The sequence below is a fragment of the Leucobacter sp. gxy201 genome (assembly GCF_051043335.1).
GTDB lineage: Bacteria > Actinomycetota > Actinomycetes > Actinomycetales > Microbacteriaceae > Leucobacter.
In genome coordinates this window covers 144,140-164,571 of record NZ_JAMXWS010000003.1, presented here as the reverse complement: position 1 = coordinate 164,571, position 20,432 = coordinate 144,140, and the positions used below count along the sequence as shown (strand labels likewise).

15 protein-coding genes are annotated in these 20,432 nt (G+C 68.5%); 2 read left to right on the top strand and 13 right to left on the bottom strand.

Annotation, left to right across the window (positions count from 1 at the left end; all coding sequences use genetic code 11):
• Nucleotides 1–114 precede the first annotated feature (114 nt).
• A complete protein-coding gene (locus NHL51_RS05840) occupies nt 115–1,953 on the bottom strand; it encodes a phosphoenolpyruvate carboxykinase (GTP) (RefSeq protein WP_434142417.1) in 1,839 nt (612 codons plus the stop codon).
• Between the two features lie 116 nt (nt 1,954–2,069).
• On the opposite strand from NHL51_RS05840, the gene NHL51_RS05835 reads away from it, so the two are divergent.
• Nucleotides 2,070–3,539: a helix-turn-helix domain-containing protein gene (locus NHL51_RS05835; protein WP_434142416.1), complete on the top strand. Its 1,470-nt coding sequence runs from the start codon at nt 2,070–2,072 to the stop codon at nt 3,537–3,539.
• A gap of 7 nt (nt 3,540–3,546) precedes the next feature.
• Here the strand turns inward: NHL51_RS05835 and NHL51_RS05830 are convergent, their stop codons facing one another.
• The 12 genes from NHL51_RS05830 to NHL51_RS05775 form a co-directional block, all read right to left on the bottom strand.
• The gene (locus tag NHL51_RS05830; RefSeq protein WP_434142415.1) at nt 3,547–4,173 is read right to left on the bottom strand and encodes a disulfide bond formation protein B; all 627 of its coding nucleotides are present in this window, start codon (nt 4,171–4,173) and stop codon (nt 3,547–3,549) included.
• Nucleotides 4,173–4,331: a DUF5993 family protein gene (locus tag NHL51_RS05825; RefSeq protein ID WP_434142413.1), complete on the bottom strand. Its 159-nt coding sequence runs from the start codon at nt 4,329–4,331 to the stop codon at nt 4,173–4,175. The genes NHL51_RS05830 and NHL51_RS05825 overlap by 1 nt, the downstream gene beginning before the upstream one ends.
• Nucleotides 4,332–4,471: 140 nt before the next feature.
• Nucleotides 4,472–5,449 carry a methyltransferase family protein gene (locus NHL51_RS05820; protein WP_434142412.1) on the bottom strand — a complete coding sequence of 326 codons (978 nt, stop codon included), beginning with the start codon at nt 5,447–5,449 and terminating at the stop codon, nt 4,472–4,474.
• 137 nt (nt 5,450–5,586) lie between these two features.
• Nucleotides 5,587–6,933 carry an NAD(P)/FAD-dependent oxidoreductase gene (locus tag NHL51_RS05815; RefSeq protein ID WP_434142410.1) on the bottom strand — a complete coding sequence of 449 codons (1,347 nt, stop codon included), beginning with the start codon at nt 6,931–6,933 and terminating at the stop codon, nt 5,587–5,589.
• A 185-nt stretch (nt 6,934–7,118) separates the two neighbouring features.
• The gene (locus NHL51_RS05810; protein ID WP_434142409.1) at nt 7,119–7,601 is read right to left on the bottom strand and encodes a DUF501 domain-containing protein; all 483 of its coding nucleotides are present in this window, start codon (nt 7,599–7,601) and stop codon (nt 7,119–7,121) included.
• The gene (locus NHL51_RS05805; RefSeq protein WP_434142408.1) at nt 7,598–8,113 is read right to left on the bottom strand and encodes an FtsB family cell division protein; all 516 of its coding nucleotides are present in this window, start codon (nt 8,111–8,113) and stop codon (nt 7,598–7,600) included. The genes NHL51_RS05810 and NHL51_RS05805 overlap by 4 nt, the downstream gene beginning before the upstream one ends.
• Before the next feature lie 33 nt (nt 8,114–8,146).
• Nucleotides 8,147–9,427: a phosphopyruvate hydratase gene (gene eno / locus NHL51_RS05800; protein WP_434142406.1), complete on the bottom strand. Its 1,281-nt coding sequence runs from the start codon at nt 9,425–9,427 to the stop codon at nt 8,147–8,149.
• A gap of 201 nt (nt 9,428–9,628) precedes the next feature.
• Nucleotides 9,629–10,264, bottom strand: coding sequence for a spermidine/putrescine ABC transporter substrate-binding protein (locus NHL51_RS05795; RefSeq protein WP_434142404.1), 636 nt, complete (start codon nt 10,262–10,264; stop codon nt 9,629–9,631).
• Entirely contained in the window at nt 10,261–10,746 is a 486-nt protein-coding gene (locus tag NHL51_RS05790; RefSeq protein ID WP_434142403.1) for a hypothetical protein, read from the bottom strand. Before NHL51_RS05790 ends, NHL51_RS05795 begins: the two co-directional genes overlap by 4 nt.
• Nucleotides 10,743–11,774 (bottom strand): hypothetical protein, encoded by a 1,032-nt coding sequence (locus NHL51_RS05785; RefSeq protein WP_434142401.1) that lies wholly within the window; start codon nt 11,772–11,774, stop codon nt 10,743–10,745. The genes NHL51_RS05790 and NHL51_RS05785 overlap by 4 nt, the downstream gene beginning before the upstream one ends.
• A gap of 162 nt (nt 11,775–11,936) precedes the next feature.
• Nucleotides 11,937–15,830 carry a DNA-directed RNA polymerase subunit beta' gene (locus tag NHL51_RS05780; RefSeq protein ID WP_434142399.1) on the bottom strand — a complete coding sequence of 1,298 codons (3,894 nt, stop codon included), beginning with the start codon at nt 15,828–15,830 and terminating at the stop codon, nt 11,937–11,939.
• 44 nt (nt 15,831–15,874) lie between these two features.
• Entirely contained in the window at nt 15,875–19,372 is a 3,498-nt protein-coding gene (locus NHL51_RS05775; RefSeq protein WP_434142398.1) for a DNA-directed RNA polymerase subunit beta, read from the bottom strand.
• A 359-nt stretch (nt 19,373–19,731) separates the two neighbouring features.
• Here NHL51_RS05775 and NHL51_RS05770 point away from each other — a divergent pair, with 359 nt between their 5' ends.
• A complete protein-coding gene (locus NHL51_RS05770) occupies nt 19,732–20,412 on the top strand; it encodes a phosphatase PAP2 family protein (RefSeq protein ID WP_434142397.1) in 681 nt (226 codons plus the stop codon).
• The last annotated feature ends 20 nt before the right edge of the window (nt 20,413–20,432 follow it).

Sequence of the window (20,432 nt, the reverse complement as noted above, 5' to 3'; positions counted from 1 at the left end):
ATGGTCAAGATACCTAAACCACTTTCGATGGCGTCTCCTGCAGCAACGCCGCGGGAATAGTAAACCCCGCCGTCGGGCAGAACGGCGGGGTCTACGGTCTCTGGAGCCGGTGCGCTACGCGCCCAGGCGGGCCCGGAGATTCACCAGTTGCTGGCGCATCTCGGCGGGCAGGCGATCTCCGAACCGGGCGAAGTACTCCTCGGTCATGTCGGCCTCGGCGAACCACGACTCGGCATCGACCGCGAAGAGCTCCTCGAGATCGGCCTCGGGCATCTCGACGCCGTCGAGGTTGAGCTCGCCGGCGGCGGGCACGGTGCCGAGGGCGATCTCGCGACCGGCATGCTCGCCCTCGACGCTGCGGATGATCCAGTCGATCACGCGCGAGTTGTCGCCGAAGCCGGGCCACAGGAAGCGGCCGTCGGCGCCCTTGCGGAACCAGTTCACCTGGAAGATCTTCGGAGCCCGCTCGCCGAGCTTCTCGCCAACTTCGAGCCAGTGCCCCCAGTAGTCGGCCATGTTGTAGCCGCAGAAGGGCAGCATCGCGAAGGGATCGCGGCGCAGCTCCCCGACGGTGCCCTCGGCAGCAGCGGTCTTCTCGGACGAGATGGTCGCCCCCATGAACACGCCGTGCTCCCACGAGAGCGAGCGCGTGACGAGCGGCACGTTCGTGGCGCGGCGACCGCCGAAGAGGATGGCGTCGACCGGCACGCCGTGCTGCTCGTACCATTCCTGGGCGAGCGTCGGAGTCTGCTGGATCGGCACGGTGAAGCGCGAGTTCGGGTGCGCGGCGACGCGGCCCGAATCGGGCGTCCAGTCATCGCCCCGCCAGTCGATGAGATGCTCGGGCACGGCGTCGGTCTTGCCCTCCCACCACACGTCGCCGTCGTCGGTCAGCGCGACATTGGTGAAGATGGTGTTGCCCCACAGCGTCTCCATGGCGACCGGGTTGGTCGACTCGCCGGTGCCGGGCGCGACGCCGAAGAAGCCGGCCTCGGGGTTGATCGCGTAGAGACGGCCGTCGCCACCGGGGCGCAGCCAGGCGATGTCGTCGCCGATGGTCTCGACTTTCCAGCCCGGAATGGTGGGCTGGAGCATGGCGAGGTTGGTCTTGCCGCAGGCAGACGGGAAAGCCGCGGTCAGGTGGTATGCCTTGCCGGTATCGGTGTTGGTGAGCTTGAGCAGCAGCATGTGCTCCGCGAGCCAGCCCTCCTTGCGCCCCATCACCGAGGCGATGCGCAGAGCGAAGCACTTCTTCGACAGCAGGGCGTTGCCGCCGTAGCCGGAGCCGTACGACCAGACCTCGAGCGTCTCGGGGAAGTGCGTGATGTACTTCGTGTCGCTGCAGGGCCAGGCGTCGTCGTCCTGCCCGGCTTCGAGGGGCGCGCCCACCGAGTGCACGGTGCGCACGAACTCGACGCCCGGCTTGATGCCGGCGAGGGCGGCCTGCCCCATGCGGGTCATGATGCGCAGGTTGAGCACGGCGTAGGGCGAGTCGGTGAGCTCGATGCCGAGCTGGGTGATGGCTCCGCCGACGGGACCCATCGAGAACGGCACGATGTACATGGTGCGACCGCGCATCGAACCCTCGAAGAGCGGCATGAGCTCCGCCTTCATCTCGGCCGGCGCGACCCAGTTGTTCGTGGGGCCCGCATCCTCTTCCCGCTCCGAGCAGATGAAGGTGCGATCCTCTACGCGTGCGACATCGGCGGGGTGCGACCGCGCCAGGAAGCTGCCCGGGCGCAGGTTCTGGTTGAGGCGGATCAGCGAGCCGGCCTCGACCATCTCGTCGGTGAGGCGGGTCCACTCCGCCTGCGAGCCGTCGCACCACACGACATCGCTGGGCTGGGTCAGCTTCGCGACATCGAGCACCCACTGCAGAACCTCGGGGTTCGTGGTGGGCGCGTCTTCGAGGACCAGGTCTGCGATGGACTGCTGGAGGACTGCCGTGCTCATGGTGCGACTCCTGGGTTGGTAAGAATGTGCCTTTAGAACTATCTTGCGGGCGCCATTCACCCCCAAGACACCATTTCGTTAGAGAAAAAATTGAATTCTTGCCGTATAGTCAATTTATGACCCAGGACTCGACACCCTCCATGAGCTCGGCGGACCTCGACCGTCTGCTGCTCGGCAAGCGCATCCGGCACTTCCGTACTCGTGCCGGCCTCACGCTCGATCAGCTCGGCGAACGCGTCGGGGTCGTCGCGAGCCAGCTCTCCCTGTTCGAGAACGGCCGCCGCGAACCGAAGCTGAGCCTGCTGCAGGCCATCTCGCGCGAACTCGACATCTCGACGACCGAGCTCATGAAGGGCGAGGCCCCCGACCGCCGCAGCGCACTCGAGGTCGAGCTCGAGCGCGCGCAGAGCGCCCCGGCCTACACGAGCCTGTCGCTCCCCCACGTGCGCACCCCGCGTTCGTTGAACGATGACACGCTCGAGGCGCTCGTCGGGCTGCACCGCGAGCTCGCCCGCCGCACGCGAGTCGCCGCGACGACCTCCGAGGAGGCGCGCCGGGCGAACACCGTCATCCGCATGCAGATGCGCGAGCGCGACAATTACATCCAGGAGATCGAGGTCATCGCCTCCGACCTCATGCGCCGCATCGGCCACACGACGGGCGCCGTGACGCACCGCCAGGTCGCAGTGCTCGCGGAGCTGCTCGGCTTCACTCTGATCTTCGTCGACGACCTGCCCTCGAACACGCGCAGCATCACCGACCTGAAGAACGGGCGCATCTACCTGCCGCCCGCGTCGATCCCGGGCGGGCACGGCCTGCGATCCCTGTCGCTGCAGGCCATGGCGCACCGCGTGCTCGGCCACCGCGAACCCGCGAGCTATGCCGAGTTCCTCGAGCAGCGGCTGCAGATCAACTACTTCGCCGCTGCCTGCCTCATGCCCGAAATGCGCACCGCAGAGTTCTTGCAGCAGGCCAAGCGCAACCGAAACCTCGCGATCGAGGATCTGCGCGACGCGTTCGGCGTGACCCACGAGGCCGCCACGCACCGCTTCACGAATCTTGCGACGCGCCATCTCGATCTCCGGGTGCACCACTACCGCGCCGACCGCGAGGGCACGCTGCTGCGCGGCTACGAGAACAACGGCATGCCCTTCCCCGCCGACCCGTCGGCCTCGATCGAGGGCGAGATGCTCTGCCGCAAGTGGGGCGGCCGCACGGCGTTCGACCGCCGCAACCGCACGAGCGAGTTCTACCAGTACACCGACACCCCGAACGGCACGTTCTGGGAGAGCGTGCAGACCGGAGAGGCCGAGCACGAGCCGTTCGCGATCTCGTGCGGCGTCGCCTTCGACGATGCCCGCTGGTTCCGCGGCCGCGACACGCACGTGCGCGCATCGTCGACCTGCCCCGATCCGAGCTGCTGCCGCGCCCCCTCGGCGGCCCTGCTCGACAGCTGGCAGGGCAAGGCCTGGCCGAGCGCGCGCATGCACGCGCATGTGCTCTCGCCGCTGCCGACCGGCACCTTCCCGGGCGTCGACGACTCCGAGATGTACCAGTTCCTCGAGAAGCACTCGCACGAGGCGTAGCGGCCGGTCAGCCTCCGAACAGACGGTAGCCGGTCGGGTCATCGGGCAGGTACCAGTGCCAGCCCGACTCCGCGAACACGACGACCGCGTTGATGAGGATCGTCGCCATGAAGAGCCAGATGACGACTCGGGCGATGCCCCGCAGCGCCGGGGACTTCGGGGCGACCGGTACGAAGGTCTCGCCGCAGGCCAGCACGACGCCGCAGAACAGGAGCACCACGACGAAGGTGACGAGCGCCCAGGTGTAGAGGTGCATGCCCATGACGGCGGTGCCGTAGCCGGGGTCGCCCGGGGCGATGTGCAGCAGCACCTGCCGGGACGACATCGCCATGCCGAGCACTGCGCTGATGATCGAGATGCCCGCGCCCGTAGCGACCGTCTGGAGCGACCCCCGCCCCTTGAGCGCGCGGACGACGACGGAGATCGGGCCGATCACGACGAGCATCATCGCCATGCGCTGGGTGATGCAGAGCGGGCAGGGATACTCGCCCTGGCCGAACTGGAACCAGAACATCGCGGTGCTGAGAATGCCGAGATACGCCACGACGAATGCCACGTGCGCCCAGAACGAGAGCGCGCCGAGGAGCGCGCCGAACGGAGTGCGCTCGACGGCGACCTGCTGCGCGGCGGTCATCAGAGACTCACCGGCAGCTGGTCGGTGACGTGATGCATGAAGAGCGCCGCGGCCGCGACGAAAGCGATGGCGAACGAGCCGAGCACGACCCACTTCCGGTCGTCGAACACGGCGACGCCCGTCGCCCCGAGTATCAGCAGAAAGACGATCGCATCCATCGCACCCCTTACGGTCTTGCGCCCGCTGATCTACGGACGCCGCGCCGCTCGGCCCGCTTCGGCCGGGCGGCGCCCACGTATCCCTTGCCCCACAGCATGCCAGTCGGTCGCGCACGACGCCACCGATTACGCGCTTTCCCTCAGTTGCCGGCGGTGGGCGGTACGCGCGGCACCCAGCACCGCACCTGCGCACGGTACCGCGCGTAGTCATCGCCGAAGCGCGCTTCGAGATCGGCCTCTTCGAAGGGCCGCACGAGCTCGTTCCAGTAGGCGATGCCCGCCAGCGCATAGAGCACGACGAGCCAGGACTCCACGAGCAGACCGACGCCCATCGCCTGCGCGATGCCCGCGAGCGCCATCGGATTGCGCACGAAGCGGTAGGGTCCGGCGATCACGAGACGGTTCGCGGTCGCCGACGGCAGCGGCGTGCCGTCGCCGTTCAGCGACATCGCGAACGCCGCCCACAGCCCGAGCGCACTGGCGAGCAGCAGCAGTGCGGCGCCGACGGGGCCCGCCTGGTCGGGGAAGTCGGCATGCAGGCCCCACCGGTGCTCGAAGAATAGGATCGCCCCGGGGAGTATCGCCAGGAAGATGAGCCAGAACGCCAGGAGCTGGAGCAGCGTGCGGGCGAGCTGGAAGCCCGGCGGGGCCGAACGCGACGTCCGGATGCCGAGCGCGCCGATGAGCACGCGGTCCGCAGGGATCCGATCGAACACGAGCAGCATCCAAGATCCGAGCCCGCCGATAGACGCCGCAGCCATCAGCAGCGCGCCCCACCCCGCGCTTCCCGTGATCGTCGCGTAGACGGCGAGCCCGAGGGTCACGAGCAGCGTCCAGATCGCTGCCGTTCCCGCCGCGACGGGTGCTCCCCGCGGCCCGAGAGACGCGGCGATCGCCGATGCGACCACGAACAGCGGCACATCGGCGATCGCCATCGGCACGGCCTCGATGCCGCCGAGCGTCGCCTCGCGCACTCCGGGCACCGCGAAGACTCCGACCCACCACAGCAGCCCTGCGCCGGCCTGCACTGCGAAATACGCGCGCCCGACGGTGCGGGCGCGGATCGACGGCGTCACCCAGAAGCCGCGCACGCGCCCGGTCCGTTCGCTCGTCGTCATTCCATCAGCGTACTGGGGAGCAGCGCTCCCGTCCGTGCGACGGCGGGAACCCGCGCGGATACGACGGCGCCCCGCCGAGCGGAAGTGCTCGGCGGGGCGCCGTTCGATGCCTGGATCGGCCCAGGCTCATGCCGCGATCAGTCGGCTGCCGGGGGCTTCGGGCGCGAAGCGAACTCCTCGAAGATCGCGCGCGGCTCGGTGACCGCCTCGATGTTGACGATGTCGCGGCCCAGGAAGAAGTGGCCGACCCAGCCGCCGAACACGCGCCACTTGCGCTCCCACGTGGGGATCGCGAGGCCGTGGTAGAAGCGGTGCGCGAGCCACGCGAAGTAGCCCTTGAGCGCGAAGCCGCCGCCCGACTTGAACACGCCGGTGTTGACGCCGAGACCGGCGACCGCACCCTGGTTCTTGTGGTTGTACTGCGTGACGCCCTCGCCGCGGATGTCGGCCGCGATGTTCTTCGCGAGCAGACGGCCCTGGCGCACGGCGTGCTGCGCGTTGGGCACGCAGAAGCCGCCGGGGCCGGGGGTCGACGAGATGTCGGGGGTCTGCGAGGTGTCGCCCGCGGTCCATGCGCCTTCGAGGGCTTCGCCCTCTTCGGTCGTGATGCGCAGCTCGGGGCTGCCGATGACGTGGCCGCGGGGGCCGATCGGCAGGTCGGTGCCGCGCAGGAACGGGCGGGGCATGACGCCGGCGGTCCAGACGATGAGGTCGGACTCGAACTTCTCGCCGGTCGAGAGCTCGATGTTGCCGTCGACGGCAGAACCGAGCTGGGTGTTCAGGTGGATGTCGACGCCGCGACGGGTCTGGTCGGCGACCACCCAGTCGGCGAGAGCCTCGGTGACCTCGGGCATGATGCGGCCCATGGCCTCGACCAGGTGGAACTTGGTCTCGTCGAAGGTGATCTCGGGGTAGCGGCGCAGCAGCGCGGTCGCGAACGAGCGCAGCTCCGAGATGGTCTCGATGCCGGCGAAGCCGCCGCCGACGACGGTGACGGTGAGCAGGCGCTCGCGCTCGGCCGAGCCCTGGGGCAGCGACGCGGCCCGCTCGAAGTTGCCGACGAGGCGGTCGCGCACGGCGACGGCCTCTTCGATGGTCTTCATGCCGATCGCGTTCTCGGCGATGCCGGGGATCGGGAAGGTGCGCGAGACCGAGCCGGTCGTGACGACGATGTGGTCGTACGAGAAGTCGAATGCCTCGCCGTCGTTCGGCGTGATGGTCGCCGTCTTCGTGGCGTGCGAGATGCCCGTCACCTTGCCCGCGATGTTCGCGGTGCTCTTCAGATGGCGGCGGCGCGCGACGATCGCGTGACGCGGCTCGATCGAACCTGCGGCGACCTCCGGGAGGAAGGGCAGGTAGGCCATGTAGGGCAGCGGGTCGACGATCGTCACTTCGGCCTCACCGGCGCGAAGGAGCTTCTCGAGCTTCCACGCGGTGTAGAAACCAGCGTAGCCACCGCCAACGATCAGAATCTTCTTCGCCACGAAGCGGTCTCCTTGTTGATGCGTTGATCAGAAAAATATGCAGGCACGTAAAAAAGCGGGCCCTTACAGCCCACCAGGTTATAGTACCCCCGGAAAGCCGTCGATGAAGCCACATCGGCGGTAATCGTTCGAATTTCCGACGAAAATGCGACGGTTCGACGAAGACTGGCCGACTTATGCGGAGACTATCGGCCCCAGCCGCTGCGCTCGAGAGCGAGATCGCCGATCGGGTTGACCCCGGGCCCCGCAGCGAGCGCATGGCCGATCAGAGCATGCAGGCATTTCACGCGCGTCGGCATGCCGCCGGCACTGACCCCGGCCACCTCGGGCACCTCGCCGACGGCGTCGCGGTCGGCGATGTACTGCTCATGGGCTCGAGCGTACTCCTCGCGCAGCTCCTCGCTCTCCGCGAGCATGTCGTTGTACTCGTTCATGACGCCCACCGCCTCGAGACGCGAGGCCGCGGCCACCGCTCCGGGGTGGCACAGGTAGTAGAACGTCGGGAACGGCGACCCGTCGGGCAGGCGCGGGGCGGTCGCGACGACCGCAGGCGACCCGTCTGCGGCGCGTGCGGCGATACCGACGACGCCGCGGGCTTCGCGGCCGAGCTGTTCGCTCACCGCCGCGATATCGGCTTCGGTCGGCGGGTCGTAGGGCGGGCGGGTCATGGTGCGGGTTCCTCGTCTGTGGGGGTCTCTGCCGCCGGGGTCTCCGCGGCGGGGGTCTCTGCTGCCGGAGTATCTGCTGCGGCGTCCGGAGCCTGATCCGTCGTCCCGGCGATCATGAACGAGCCCACGAGGGTGCGGGCCCAGTTGCGGTCGATGCGCGAGAGCTCGGCGCTCGTCTCCTCGGACGATTCGACCGGCATCATGATGTCGTCGATCACATTCAGCTGGGTCTCACCCGGCATCACGTAGAAGAGGCGGTCGCGGGCCTGCGCGCGCACGTAGGCCGGGTCCTTCCAGCGCGCGCGCTCCGCATCGACGTCCTCGACCGCTCCGCGGTGCTCCTCGACGCTCGCGCGCAGCTCTGAGACCTCGCGCCGCTGCTGCACGTACGTCGACAGGCTGGGGCTGATGATGACCGCGCCGGCCGCGATCAGGGCGACGACGAGCACGGTGAAGCCGCTGAAGCGCACGCTCGAGGCCCATGCCCCGAGGTCATCCGTTCGGCGTCCCACCGTGCTCGCCCGCCCCTCTGCGCGTTTCGGCGATCAGGCCGAGAAGCGCGGGAACGCCGCGCGCCCCGCGTACTCGGCTGCGCCGCCCAGCTCTTCCTCGATGCGGAGGAGCTGGTTGTACTTCGCCACGCGCTCCGAGCGCGCGGGTGCACCGGTCTTGATCTGGCCGCAGTCTGTCGCGACGGCGAGGTCGGCGATCGTCACGTCCTCCGTCTCGCCCGAGCGGTGCGACAGGATGGCGGTGTAGCCCGAGCGCTGCGCGAGCTGCACGGCGTCGAGCGTCTCGGTCAGGGTGCCGATCTGGTTGACCTTGACGAGCAGCGAGTTGGCGGTGCCCTTCTCGATGCCGTCGGCGAGACGCTCGGGGTTCGTGACGAACAGGTCGTCGCCGACGAGCTGCACGCGGTCGCCGAGCGCGTCGGTGAGGTGCTTCCAGCCGTCCCAGTCGCTCTCGTCGAGAGGGTCCTCGATCGAGACGAGCGGGTAGCGGTCGAGCAGATCGGCGTAGTACGCGGTCATCTCCTCGGCCGTCCGGTCCTGGCCCTCGAACTTGTAGACGCCGTTCTCGTGGAACTCGGACGATGCGACATCGAGAGCGACGGCGACATCGCGTCCGGGCTCGAGCCCGGCCCGCTTGATCGCTTCGACGATCAGGTCGAGCGCTGCCGAGTTGTGGGGCAGATCGGGGGCGAAGCCGCCCTCGTCGCCGAGACCCGTCGAGAGGCCCTGCTCCTTGAGCAGCGCCTTGAGCGCGTGGTAGACCTCGACGCCCCAGCGCAGGCCTTCCGAGAAGGTTTCGGCACCGAGCGGCACCGCCATGAACTCCTGGATGTCGACGCCGGTGTCGGCGTGCGCACCGCCGTTGATGATGTTCATGAGCGGCACGGGCAGGGTGGATGCGTTCGGGCCGCCGAGGTAGCGGTAGAGCGGCAGGTCGGCCGCGTCGGCCGCCGCCTGGGCGACCGCGAGGCTGATGCCGAGGATGGAGTTCGCGCCGACGCGCGACTTGTTGTCGGTGCCGTCGATCTCGATGAGCACCGAGTCGATGATGCGCTGGTCGTCGGCTGCGAAGCCTTCGATCGCCGGTCCGAGCTCGTCGAACACCGCGTCGACGGCCTTCGTCACGCCCTTGCCGAGGTAGCGATCCTGGTCGCCGTCGCGCAGCTCGTAGGCTTCGAATGCGCCCGTCGATGCACCGGAGGGCACCGCTGCCCGTCCGACCGAGCCGTCGTCGAGCCCGACCTCGACCTCAACGGTCGGGTTGCCTCGAGAATCGAGGATCTCGCGGGCGATCACCGCGTCGATAAATGCCACCATGCGCTCCTTGGGGTTCGTGCGGGCGCGCCCTGGACGTCGTCGCCTCGCTCGTCGAGGTGCCGGGTCTGATCCGAGCACCGCCTCCCAGTTTAGAGGTTCCTCCGCGCGCGGGGCCTGAATCCCGCCGCAAGGGCCGCATTGTTGCGATCGGTGCCCGCATCGTTGCGCCCGCGCTCGGCCCGCGGCGCCGCTCCCCGCCTACTGCGGCGGCTCGAGGTGCTTGGACAGCTCGTCGAGCATGCTCTCGATCTGCGGCTCGACGAAGCGCGCGATCGCGGTCTGAATACGGCCCCGATGGCTCACCAGGGCGAGGCACAGGGATCGCCCGGCGTCTTCCGCGTGCGCGTCGGCGAGCTCGATCTCGTGGCGCAGTGCGCGCTTCTCCTCCGCGCTGAGCGGCGGGCGCGGCAGCGGCGGCTCGGGTTTCGAATCCTCGGCGAGCCCCGCGAGCGTGAAGAGGAACGGCTGCCCCTGCTCATCGGGGTCGGGGTCGAGATCGACGCCGTCGAGCTCGGGCTCGAGACCGTGCGACGGGTCGTACCCGCCCGCCCGCCACAGGTCCTCCCCCGCGAGTTCGGCGTGCAGCGTCGGCAGCTCGCGCTCCGTGAACTCGTCGACCTCCTTGTCGATGATGCGCTGCATGCGCGATACGAGCGCGTGCGTCACCTGATGCGGCACGTCCCGGCCGATCCCTGCAGCGGCCACGACGGGCGAGCCCGTGCATCGCCGGCACAGCCTGGCGCGGGTGCGCTGCGACCCGGGAGCCCAGCCCGGCACCCACCGCAGCCACGCATCGACAGCGACGCCGACGCGCCCCTCGATTCCATTCGTCACGGCCGGTCGTTCTCCCCATCGCGTTCCCACGGCCACCGCGGAGGCGGCCGTTCGGTGTACACCCGCCTGGCGAGCACGGCCCAGAAGAGCAGCGATGCGAACGCCCAGACCGCGGCCAGGGCGCCCGCGAACGGGCTGGTCCAGGTATCGGCGATGTCCATGCCGAAGAGCATGCCGAGCAGGCACCACAGCAGGTAGGCGCCCCCGCCGAGCGAGACGATGATGCCCCAGGAGGGCCGGTGCCGACCGCGCAGCAGCACCAGCGTCTGCTGCCACAGAGCGGCCGCGAGCACGCCGAGCAGCAGCAGCACGATGAACGGGGCCGCCCAGAACCTCACCTGGCTCGTCACCGGGTCGCGGCCGGCGAACGCCGATAGGAGCCCCCACACGGCGACGAGAAGCGCGGTCGCCACGATGACGGCTGCGAAGATGAGCGCCGCCGCATAGCCGCGTGTCACACGACGAGGGGCGCTCGGGGTCATCGCGGCTGCGCCTGGACCTCTGCCAGCGCCTGCTCGTACTCGGCGAGCGCCTCGGCGTTGCGCGCCTTCATACGGCGGCCGCGCGCACCGATCCAGGCGCCGAACCAGACGCAGGCCTCGCGCGCCACGACCGCGGCCACGAGCACCGGAATCGTCAGACCGTAATCCTGCACCAGGTCGAAGACGTCGAGCGACACGTTCTGGCCGAGCACGAAGCGATCGTGCAGCGCCGTGCCCACGGCGGTGGCGGCCCACACCGCGACGCCGACGAAGAAGCCGCCGATCGCGTACACCCACCAGCCCGCGCGGCCCGCGATGAGCACGAGCACGATCATGCCGAGCAGGAAGCCGGCGACGGCCGCGCCGAAGCCGATCGAGAGCACCGCCGGCAGCAGCCCCTGCTCGAGGAACGTCGACGGCGGGTAGCTCGTCGCGAGCAGCAGTGCGGTCGCGCCCGCGTAGACGACGGCGAAGCCGATGGCGGCGAGCACCGAGATCAGCACGCCCGCGCCGCGGTTGCCCTTGATCTCGGGCGGTGCCGGGGTCTGCGTGTAGAGGGCGGCCATCGGGTGGTCGGCGCTGATGCGGATCTCGCCGTCGCGCACCGGCGTCTCCTCGAGCTTCTTCGCGAGCGGGCTCGCCGCTGCGCTCGGCATCTCGTCGGTCTCGGCGATGCGGGGCCGATCCGTCTTGCCGGGCATCTCGAGGTCCAACTGCGTGTCGACCTGCGACACCTCTTCGCGGTGCCGCTGCTCGGCGTCGGCATGCTGCGCACCATCGGCGGCCTCGGCCGGCTTCGCCTCGGCGGCGGAGCCCGCCGCGTCGCCGGCGTCGCCCGCATCGCCGGCTTCGCCCGCATCTGCAGCGGCGGGGTTCGCGGTGTCGCCCGCGCCCTTCGCACGCTCGACGGCCTCGAGCACCTCCGTGCGGCTCGCCTCGACCTCTTCCACCGGCGCCCCGGGATTGCCTGCGGTCTCCGGCGCCTCGGCTGCCCTCGTCGGCGCGGGGGTGTCGCGGTCCTCGCTCATCGCTGTACCTCTCGTCGGGCGGTGCGTCCGATCCCTCGAACACATATATCTGCCCGTCACCGTACAATGCGGCGCCCCGGATTTCGTGTTCCGCCGTCGGCAAGGCGCGAAAAAGGCGCCCGCACGGTCGTGCGGACGCCTTTTCGCTGGAGAACTGCAGCGCTAGCTGTAGTTGCCCGGGTTGAACTCGTCGGCGGTGAAGCTGTCGAAGTCGACGAACGAGAGATCGTTCTCGTCGAAGGTGCCCTCGGTCGAGAACAGGCGGTTCGGGTAGCGCTCCGCCTTCGCCTCCTCCGTGGCCGCGACCTCGATATCGCGGTAGACGCTCAGGCCGGTACCGGCCGGGATGAGCTTACCGATGATGACGTTCTCCTTGAGGCCGATGAGCGGATCCTTCGACCCTTCCATCGCAGCCTGCGTGAGCACGCGGGTCGTCTCCTGGAACGATGCGGCCGACAGCCACGATTCGGTCGCCAACGAGGCCTTGGTGATACCCATGACCTCGGGACGAGCGGTCGCGGCGCGCTTGCCCTCGAGCAGAGCCTCGCGGTTCAGACGCTGGTAGCGCGCACGGTCGACGAGCTCGCCCGGCAGCAGGTCGGTCTCGCCGTGATCGACGACGGTGACCTTGCGCAGCATCTGGCGCACGATGACCTCGATGTGCTTATCGTGGATCGGCACGCCCTGCGAACGGTACACGCCCTGCACGCCCTCGACGAGGTACTTCTGCACCGCGCGCTCGCCCGGGATGTGCTTGCCGGCCTCGGTCGAGCCGACCTGCAGGATGTCCTTCGGGTCGAGCGTGCCCTGGAGGAACGGCTGGCCGAGCTCGACGTGGTCGCCGTCCTCGACGAGCAGCGTGGCGCGCTTCAGCACGGGGTACTGCTTCTCCTCGGTGCCGTCGTCCGGCGTGAGCAGAATGCGGCGGCTCTTCTCGGTGTCCTCGATCGTGATGCGGCCTGCGGCCTCCGCGATCGGGGATGCGCCCTTGGGGGTACGCGCCTCGAAGAGCTCCTGCACGCGGGGCAGACCCTGCGTGATGTCGTCCGCCGATGCCGAACCGCCCGTGTGGAAGGTACGCATCGTCAGCTGGGTGCCCGGCTCGCCGATCGACTGGGCCGCGATGATGCCGACGGCTTCGCCGATGTCGACGCGCTTGCCGGTGGCCAGCGAGCGGCCGTAGCAGGTGGCGCAGACGCCGACCGCCGACTCGCAGGTGAGCACCGAGCGCACCTTGATCTCGTTCACGCCCGCGGCGACGAGCTTCTCGATGAGCACATCGCCCACGTCCTCGCCGCCCGTCGCGATGACGGCGCCGTCGGCGGCCACCGCGTCGACCGCGAGGGTCCGCGCGTAGACCGAGTTCTCGACGTTCTCGTCGCGCACGAGCACGCCCGCGGCGTCCTCCGCCGCGATCGGCAGATCGAGACCGCGCTTCGTGCCGCAGTCCTCTTCGCGGATGATGACGTCCTGCGAGACGTCCACCAGACGACGGGTCAGGTAGCCCGAGTCGGCGGTACGGAGCGCGGTATCCGCGAGGCCCTTGCGCGCACCGTGGGTCGCGATGAAGTACTCCGCCACCGACAGGCCCTCACGGTACGAGTTGATGATCGGGCGCGGGATGATCTCGCCCTTCGGGTTCGACACGAGGCCGCGCATACCGGCGATGTTTCGGATCTGCAGCCAGTTACCACGGGCGCCCGACGACACCATGCGGAAGATGGTGTTGTCCTCGGGGAACGCGTCGCGCATGGCCTGAGCGACCTCGTCGGTCGCCTCGGTCCAGATCTCGGTGAGCGCCTTGTGGCGATCCGAATCGCTGATCATGCCGCGGTCGTAGTCGCGCTGGACCTTCGCGGCGCGCTTCTCGTGCGTCGCGATGATCTCGCCCTTGTTGCTGGGCGTGACGACGTCCGAGAGGGCGACGGTGATGCCCGAGCGCGAGGCCCAGTGGAAACCGGCGTCCTTGATGCGGTCAAGCGTCGCCGCGACCTCCACCTTCGGGTAGCGCTCGGCGAGGTCGTTGACCAGCCCGGAGAGGCTGCCCTTGTCCGCCACGCGCTCGAAGTAGGGGTAGTCGGCGGGCAGCGCCTCGTTGAAGATGGCACGGCCGAGGGTCGTCTCGACGATGACGGGCTTCTCGGAGATGACGCCCGACGCGTCGGCGTAGCCCTCGAGGCGGATCTTCACCTGAGCGGCCAGGTCGAGGGTGCCCTCGTCCATCGCCAGGATCGCCTCGGAGATCGAGCCGAAGGCGCGGCCGGTGCCGGCCGCATCCGCCTTGACCGTGGTCAGGTAGTGCAGACCGATGATCATATCCTGCGAGGGCAGGGTCACCGGGCGGCCGTCGGACGGCTTCAGGATGTTGTTCGAGGCGAGCATGAGCACGCGCGCCTCGGCCTGGGCCTCGACCGACAGGGGCAGGTGGACCGCCATCTGGTCGCCGTCGAAGTCGGCGTTGAACGCGGTGCAGACGAGAGGGTGCAGCTGGATGGCCTTGCCCTCGACGAGCTGCGGCTCGAACGCCTGGATGCCGAGACGGTGCAGCGTCGGTGCGCGGTTCAGCAGCACGGGGCGCTCGCGGATGATCTCCTCGAGCACGTCCCACACCTCGGAGCGCGCGCGCTCGACCATGCGCTTCGCTGCCTTCACGTTCTGCGCGTGCGACAGATCCATGAGGCGCTTGATGACGAACGGCTTGAACAGCTCGAGCGCCATCTGCTTGGGAAGACCGCACTGGTGCAGCTTGAGCTGCGGGCCGACGACGATGACCGAACGGCCCGAGTAGTCGACGCGCTTGCCGAGCAGGTTCTGACGGAACCGGCCCTGCTTGCCCTTGAGCATGTCCGAGAGCGACTTCAGCGCGCGGTTGCCGGTGCCCGTGACGGGGCGGCCGCGGCGGCCGTTGTCGAACAGCGCGTCGACGGCCTCCTGCAGCATGCGCTTCTCGTTGTTCACGATGATCTCGGGGGCACCGAGATCGAGCAGGCGGCGCAGACGGTTGTTGCGATTGATGACGCGACGGTAGAGGTCGTTCAGATCGGAGGTCGCGAAGCGACCGCCGTCGAGCTGCACCATCGGACGCAGCTCCGGCGGGATGACCGGGACGACGTCGAGCACCATCGCGGCCGGGCTCGCCCCCGTGATGAGGAACGAGTTGACGACCTTCAGGCGCTTGATCGCGCGGATCTTCTTCTGGCCCTTGCCCTCGGCGATCTGCAGGTGCAGCGCCTCGCTCTCGGCCTCCAGATCGAAGGTCTCGAGACGCTTCTTGATCGCCTCGGCGCCCATGTAGGCCTCGAAGTAGTCGCCGTAGCGGTCCATGAGGTCGGCGAAGACCGCGTCCTCGGGCTTGAGGTCGCCCACCTTGAGGCCCCGGAAGTCCTCCCAGACGCGCTCGAGACGCGCGATGTCGTCGTCGAAGCCCTTGCGGATCGCCGACATCTCCTTCTCGGCCGACTGCTCGGCGCGGCGGCGCTGGTCGGCCTTGGCGCCCTCGGCCTCGAGCGCGGAGAGATCCTGCTCGGCCTGCTGCTGGCGCTGGGCGATCGCGATGTCGCGCTGATCGGCGAGCGACTTGAGTTCGAGGCGCAGTTCGGCCTCGAGCTCAGCCATGTCTTCGTGGCGGCCCTCGTCATCGATGTCGATGATCATGTAGGCGGCGAAGTAGATGACCTTCTCGAGGTCCTTCGGCGCCATGTCGAGCAGGTAGCCGAGACGCGACGGCACACCCTTGAAGTACCAGATGTGCGTCACCGGGGCGGCGAGCTCGATGTGGCCCATGCGCTCGCGGCGCACCGAGGACTTGGTGACCTCGACGCCGCAGCGCTCGCACACGATGCCCTTGTAGCGCACGCGCTTGTACTTGCCGCAGGCGCACTCCCAGTCGCGGCTGGGGCCGAAGATCTGTTCGCCGAACAGACCGTCCTTCTCCGGCTTCAGCGTGCGGTAGTTGATGGTCTCCGGCTTCTTGACCTCGCCGAACGACCAGCTGCGGATGTCCTCAGCGGTCGCGAGGCGGATCTGCAGCTCGTTAAAATCTGTTCCCTCGAGCAATGTTTCTCCTTGGGGTAAAAGAAAACTGTAAGTCTGGCGATCGCTTAGATCTCGTCTACCGACGAGGTCTCGAAGCGGCTGGAGAGGTTGATTCCGAGCTCCTCCGCAGTGCGGTGGGCCTCGTCGTCGTTGTCGCGCAGGTTCACGGCCTGGCCGTCGGCGCCGAGCACCTCGACGTTCAGGCAGAGCGACTGCATCTCCTTCATGAGCACTCGGAACGACTCGGGCACGCCCGGCTCCGGAATGTTCTCGCCGCGCACGATGGCCTCGTAGACCTTGACTCGGCCGAGGATGTCATCGGACTTGACGGTGAGCAGCTCCTGCAGCGCGTATGCCGCGCCGTACGCCTCGAGCGCCCACACCTCCATCTCGCCGAAGCGCTGGCCGCCGAACTGCGCCTTGCCGCCCAGCGGCTGCTGGGTGATCATCGAGTACGGACCGGTCGAACGCGCGTGGATCTTGTCGTCGACGAGGTGGTGCAGCTTCAGGATGTACATGTAGCCGACCGACACGGGGTACGGGAACGGTTCGCCGGAGCGGCCGTCGAAGAGGCGCGTCTTGCCGCTGGAGTCGACGAGGCGGTCGCCGTCGCGGGTCGGGAGCGTCGAGTCGAGGAGACCAGCGATCTCCTTCTCGGTCGCGCCGTCGAACACCGGGGTCGCGACCTTGGTGCCGGCTGCGGCCTGGCGCGCGGCCTCCGAGAGGTTGGCCGCCCACTCCGGGTTGCCGTCGATCTTCCAGCCCTGCTTCGCGATCCACCCGAGGTGGATCTCGAGCACCTGGCCGAAGTTCATGCGGCCGGGAATGCCGAGCGGGTTCAGGATCACGTCGACCGGGGTGCCGTCTTCCAGGAAGGGCATGTCCTCGACCGGGAGGATCTTCGAGATGACGCCCTTGTTGCCGTGGCGTCCGGCGAGCTTGTCGCCCTCGGTGATCTTGCGCTTCTGGGCGATGTAGACGACCACGCGCTGGTTGACGCCCGACCCGAGGTCGTCGTCGTTGTCGTTCTCCGCGTCGAAGACCTTGACGGCGGTGACGGTGCCCGAGACGCCGTGCGGCACCTTGAGCGACGTGTCGCGCACCTCGCGGCTCTTCTCGTTGAAGATGGCGCGCAGCAGGCGCTCCTCCGCAGAGAGCTCGGTCTCGCCCTTCGGGGTGACCTTGCCGACGAGGATGTCGCCCTGCTTGACCTCGGCGCCGATGCGGATGATGCCGCGCTCGTCGAGATCCTTCAGCGCCTCCATGCTGGCGTTGGGGAGATCGCGGGTGATCTCCTCCTTGCCGAGCTTGGTGTCGCGCGCATCGATGTCGTACTCCTCGATGTGGATCGACGAGAGGGTGTCGTCCTTCACCAGGTTCTGGCTCAGGATGATCGCGTCCTCGAAGTTGTGACCCTCCCACGACATGAACGCGACGAGCAGGTTCTTGCCGAGCGCGAGCTCGCCGTCCTCGGTCGCGGGGCCGTCGGCGATGACCTCGCCGGCCTCGATGCGCTCGCCGACCTTGACGATGACGCGGTGGTTGTAGTTCGTGCCCTGGTTGGAGCGGTCGAACTTGCGCATGAAGTAGCTCTTCGTGCCGCCCTCGTCCTCCTGGACGGTGACGAAGTCGGCCGACACCTCGGCGATGACGCCAGCGCGCTGCGCGGTGATCACGTCACCGGCGTCGACTGCGGCGTAGCCCTCCATGCCGGTGCCGACGATCGGCGACTCGCTGCGCAGCAGCGGCACGGCCTGGCGCTGCATGTTCGCGCCCATGAGCGCGCGGTTCGCATCGTCGTGCTCGAGGAACGGGATGAGCGATGTCGCGACCGACACCATCTGGCGCGGCGAGACGTCCATGTACTGGACGCGCTCGGAATCGACGAGCATCACCTCGGAGCCGCGGGGGCGCGCGAGCACCTGGGCATCGGCGAACTTGCCGTCGTCGGTCAGCGGAGCGCCGGCCTGGGCGATGAGGAACTCGTCCTCCTCGTGCGCGGTGAGGTAGTCGACCTGGTCGGTGACCTTGCCCTCGACGATGCGGCGGTACGGCGTCTCGATGAAACCGAATGCGTTGATGCGCGCGAACGTCGCGAGCGCGCCGATCAGGCCGATGTTCGGGCCTTCAGGGGTCTCGATCGGGCACATGCGGCCGTAGTGCGACGGGTGCACGTCTCGCACCTCGACGCCTGCGCGGTCTCGCGAGAGGCCGCCGGGGCCGAGCGCCGAGAGGCGGCGCTTGTTGGTCAGGCCCGCGAGCGGGTTGTTCTGATCCATGAACTGCGACAGCTGCGAGGTGCCGAAGAACTCCTTGATCGCGGCCAGCACGGGGCGCGTATTGATCAGAGTGTTCGGGGTGATCGCTTCGATGTCCTGCGTGGTCATGCGCTCGCGCACCACGCGCTCCATGCGGCTGAGGCCGGTGCGCACCTGGTTCTGGATGAGCTCGCCGACGGCGCGGATGCGACGGTTGCCGAAGTGGTCGATGTCATCGGTGTCGAGGCGAACCTCGACCTCATTGCCGTCGCGCACGCCCGGAAGCGTCTCGGTACCGGCGTGCAGGCCGACGAGGTACTTGATCGTCGCGACGATGTCCTCGAGCGACAGCACCGAATCGGTGATGGGCGCGTCGATGCCGAGCTTGCGGTTGATCTTGTAGCGGCCGACCTTCGCGAGGTCGTAGCGCTTCGAGTTGAAGTAGCTGTTGTCGAGCAGGGCGCGCGCTGCCTCGATGGCGACCTGCTCGCCCGGGCGCTGCTTGCGGTAGATGTCCTTGAGCGCCTCCTCCTGCGTGAGGATGCCGTCCTTCTCGAGGGTGAGCGCGATCGACTCGTAGCCGGCGAACTCCTCGAGGATCTCCTCGCTCGTCATGCCGAGCGCCTTGAGGAAGACGGTGACCGACTGCTTGCGCTTGCGGTCGATGCGCACGCCGACCTGATCGCGCTTGTCGACCTCGAACTCGAGCCATGCGCCGCGGCTCGGGATCACGCGTGCGGTGAAGACGTCCTTATCCGACGTCTTCTCCTGGGCGCGCTCGAAGTAGACGCCGGGGCTGCGCACGAGCTGCGACACGATGACGCGCTCGGTGCCGTTGATGATGAAGGTGCCCTTGTCGGTCATGATGGGGAAATCGCCCATGTAGACCGTCTGGCTCTTCACGACGCGGGTCTCGGCGTTGATGAACGCCGCCTCGACGTAGAGGGGTGCCGCGTAGGTCTTGCCGCGCTCCTTGCACTCCTCGATCGTGAACTTCTGCTCGTCGAGGATCGGGTTCTCGAACGACAGCTGCATGGTGCCGGCGTTGTCCTCGATCGGTGAGATCTCGTCGAAGATCTCCTCGAGTCCGCTCTTGAGTGCGATGTCGTCGCGTCCTTCGGCCTGGGCCTGTTTGACGCGCTCCTTCCACACATCATTGCCGACGAGCCAATCGAAGCTCTCGAGCTGCAGTGCCAGAAGATTCGGCACCGACAGCGTGTCGGAAATCTTGGCGAAGGAGAGTCGCGAGTGGTTGCGACCGTTCTTCGGGTTATCAGTTGACGATGCGTTGCGCGCAGCAGCCAAGGAAACTACCTCCGTGGGCCCCGTCGGGCCGGTTGACCTGGTATTGCGAGAAGTGCATCGGATCACGCGGGCGAGGCTCATCTGCGCTTTCGCGCCAGCTCCCGAGGCCCTCCGCTATATGAAGGCACACTGGTGTCCGTAGTGCAGCTATCAACACTAACACGCTCGTCTTGACCTGTCTAGCGCGAGTCGTTATCATTCTGCGCCGCGCTACCGATACCCGTCCGAGCGGCGGTGCGCGGGCCCCGACCGAGCGGGCGCGGCACAGGTGCAGAGATGCGGGCGACGGTCGGCTCGCCGGGGATCGGCGCTTCCCCTGTTCCCAGCCCGGCGTTCCGGCCGCGGGCTATCGTGTCGGCATGCACCGCTCCCCCGCCCGCCCGCACGTCCCATCTCTCCCGGCCGCGGCGATCCCTGTCGCGATCATCGCGATCGCAGCGGTGGCGGCGTTCGGAGCGTACCTGAGATTCGTCGACGCATCGCCGCTCGGCATCGACTCGTGGTGGCGCGGCGTCGCGGCGGTTGCGCAGGGATCGGCACCGTACGCCGTCGCCGTGTTCTGCGCCGAGATCGGGGCGGCCACCGGAGTCGCCGCGACCGGGGCACTCGGCGCCGCGCTGCTGCTCGTGAAGCGCCGCCCGCGCGACGCGGCGGCCCTCGCGACCGCACTCGTCTTCGGCGTACTCGCTTCCGAGCTGTTCAAGTCGCTCGTGCTCCGACCCCGACCGGGCGGAGCGCTCTACCCGACCCACGGAAGTTCGTACCCTTCGGGGCATTCGATGGGCGCCGCAGCGCTCGCGGTGTCGATCGCACTCGTCCTCGCATATGCCGAAGGGGTATCCGCGCGCACCCGCAGAGCCGCTGGAGTCGCCGCGGTCGCCTGGGCGGTGCTCATGATGTGGAGCCGCACGGCGCTCGGAGCGCACTGGCTGAGCGACACGATCGGGGGCGCCCTGCTCGGCGCCGCCGCCGCGATTCTCGCCCGCGCGCTCTGGACTCGGCCGGCCCCTCGCCTCGAGCCCGCACGCGCACCGAATTGACCTATTGCGCGAGAATCCTC

Coding starts and splice junctions, on each gene's coding strand:
- NHL51_RS05840 (WP_434142417.1), bottom strand. CDS start 1,953: ATGAGCACGGCAGTCCTCCAGCAGTCCATCGCAGACCTGGTCCTCGAA.
- NHL51_RS05835 (WP_434142416.1), top strand. CDS start 2,070: ATGACCCAGGACTCGACACCCTCCATGAGCTCGGCGGACCTCGACCGT.
- NHL51_RS05830 (WP_434142415.1), bottom strand. CDS start 4,173: ATGACCGCCGCGCAGCAGGTCGCCGTCGAGCGCACTCCGTTCGGCGCG.
- NHL51_RS05825 (WP_434142413.1), bottom strand. CDS start 4,331: ATGGATGCGATCGTCTTTCTGCTGATACTCGGGGCGACGGGCGTCGCC.
- NHL51_RS05820 (WP_434142412.1), bottom strand. CDS start 5,449: ATGACGACGAGCGAACGGACCGGGCGCGTGCGCGGCTTCTGGGTGACG.
- NHL51_RS05810 (WP_434142409.1), bottom strand. CDS start 7,601: ATGACCCGCCCGCCCTACGACCCGCCGACCGAAGCCGATATCGCGGCG.
- NHL51_RS05790 (WP_434142403.1), bottom strand. CDS start 10,746: ATGACCCCGAGCGCCCCTCGTCGTGTGACACGCGGCTATGCGGCGGCG.
- NHL51_RS05785 (WP_434142401.1), bottom strand. CDS start 11,774: ATGAGCGAGGACCGCGACACCCCCGCGCCGACGAGGGCAGCCGAGGCG.
- NHL51_RS05770 (WP_434142397.1), top strand. CDS start 19,732: ATGCACCGCTCCCCCGCCCGCCCGCACGTCCCATCTCTCCCGGCCGCG.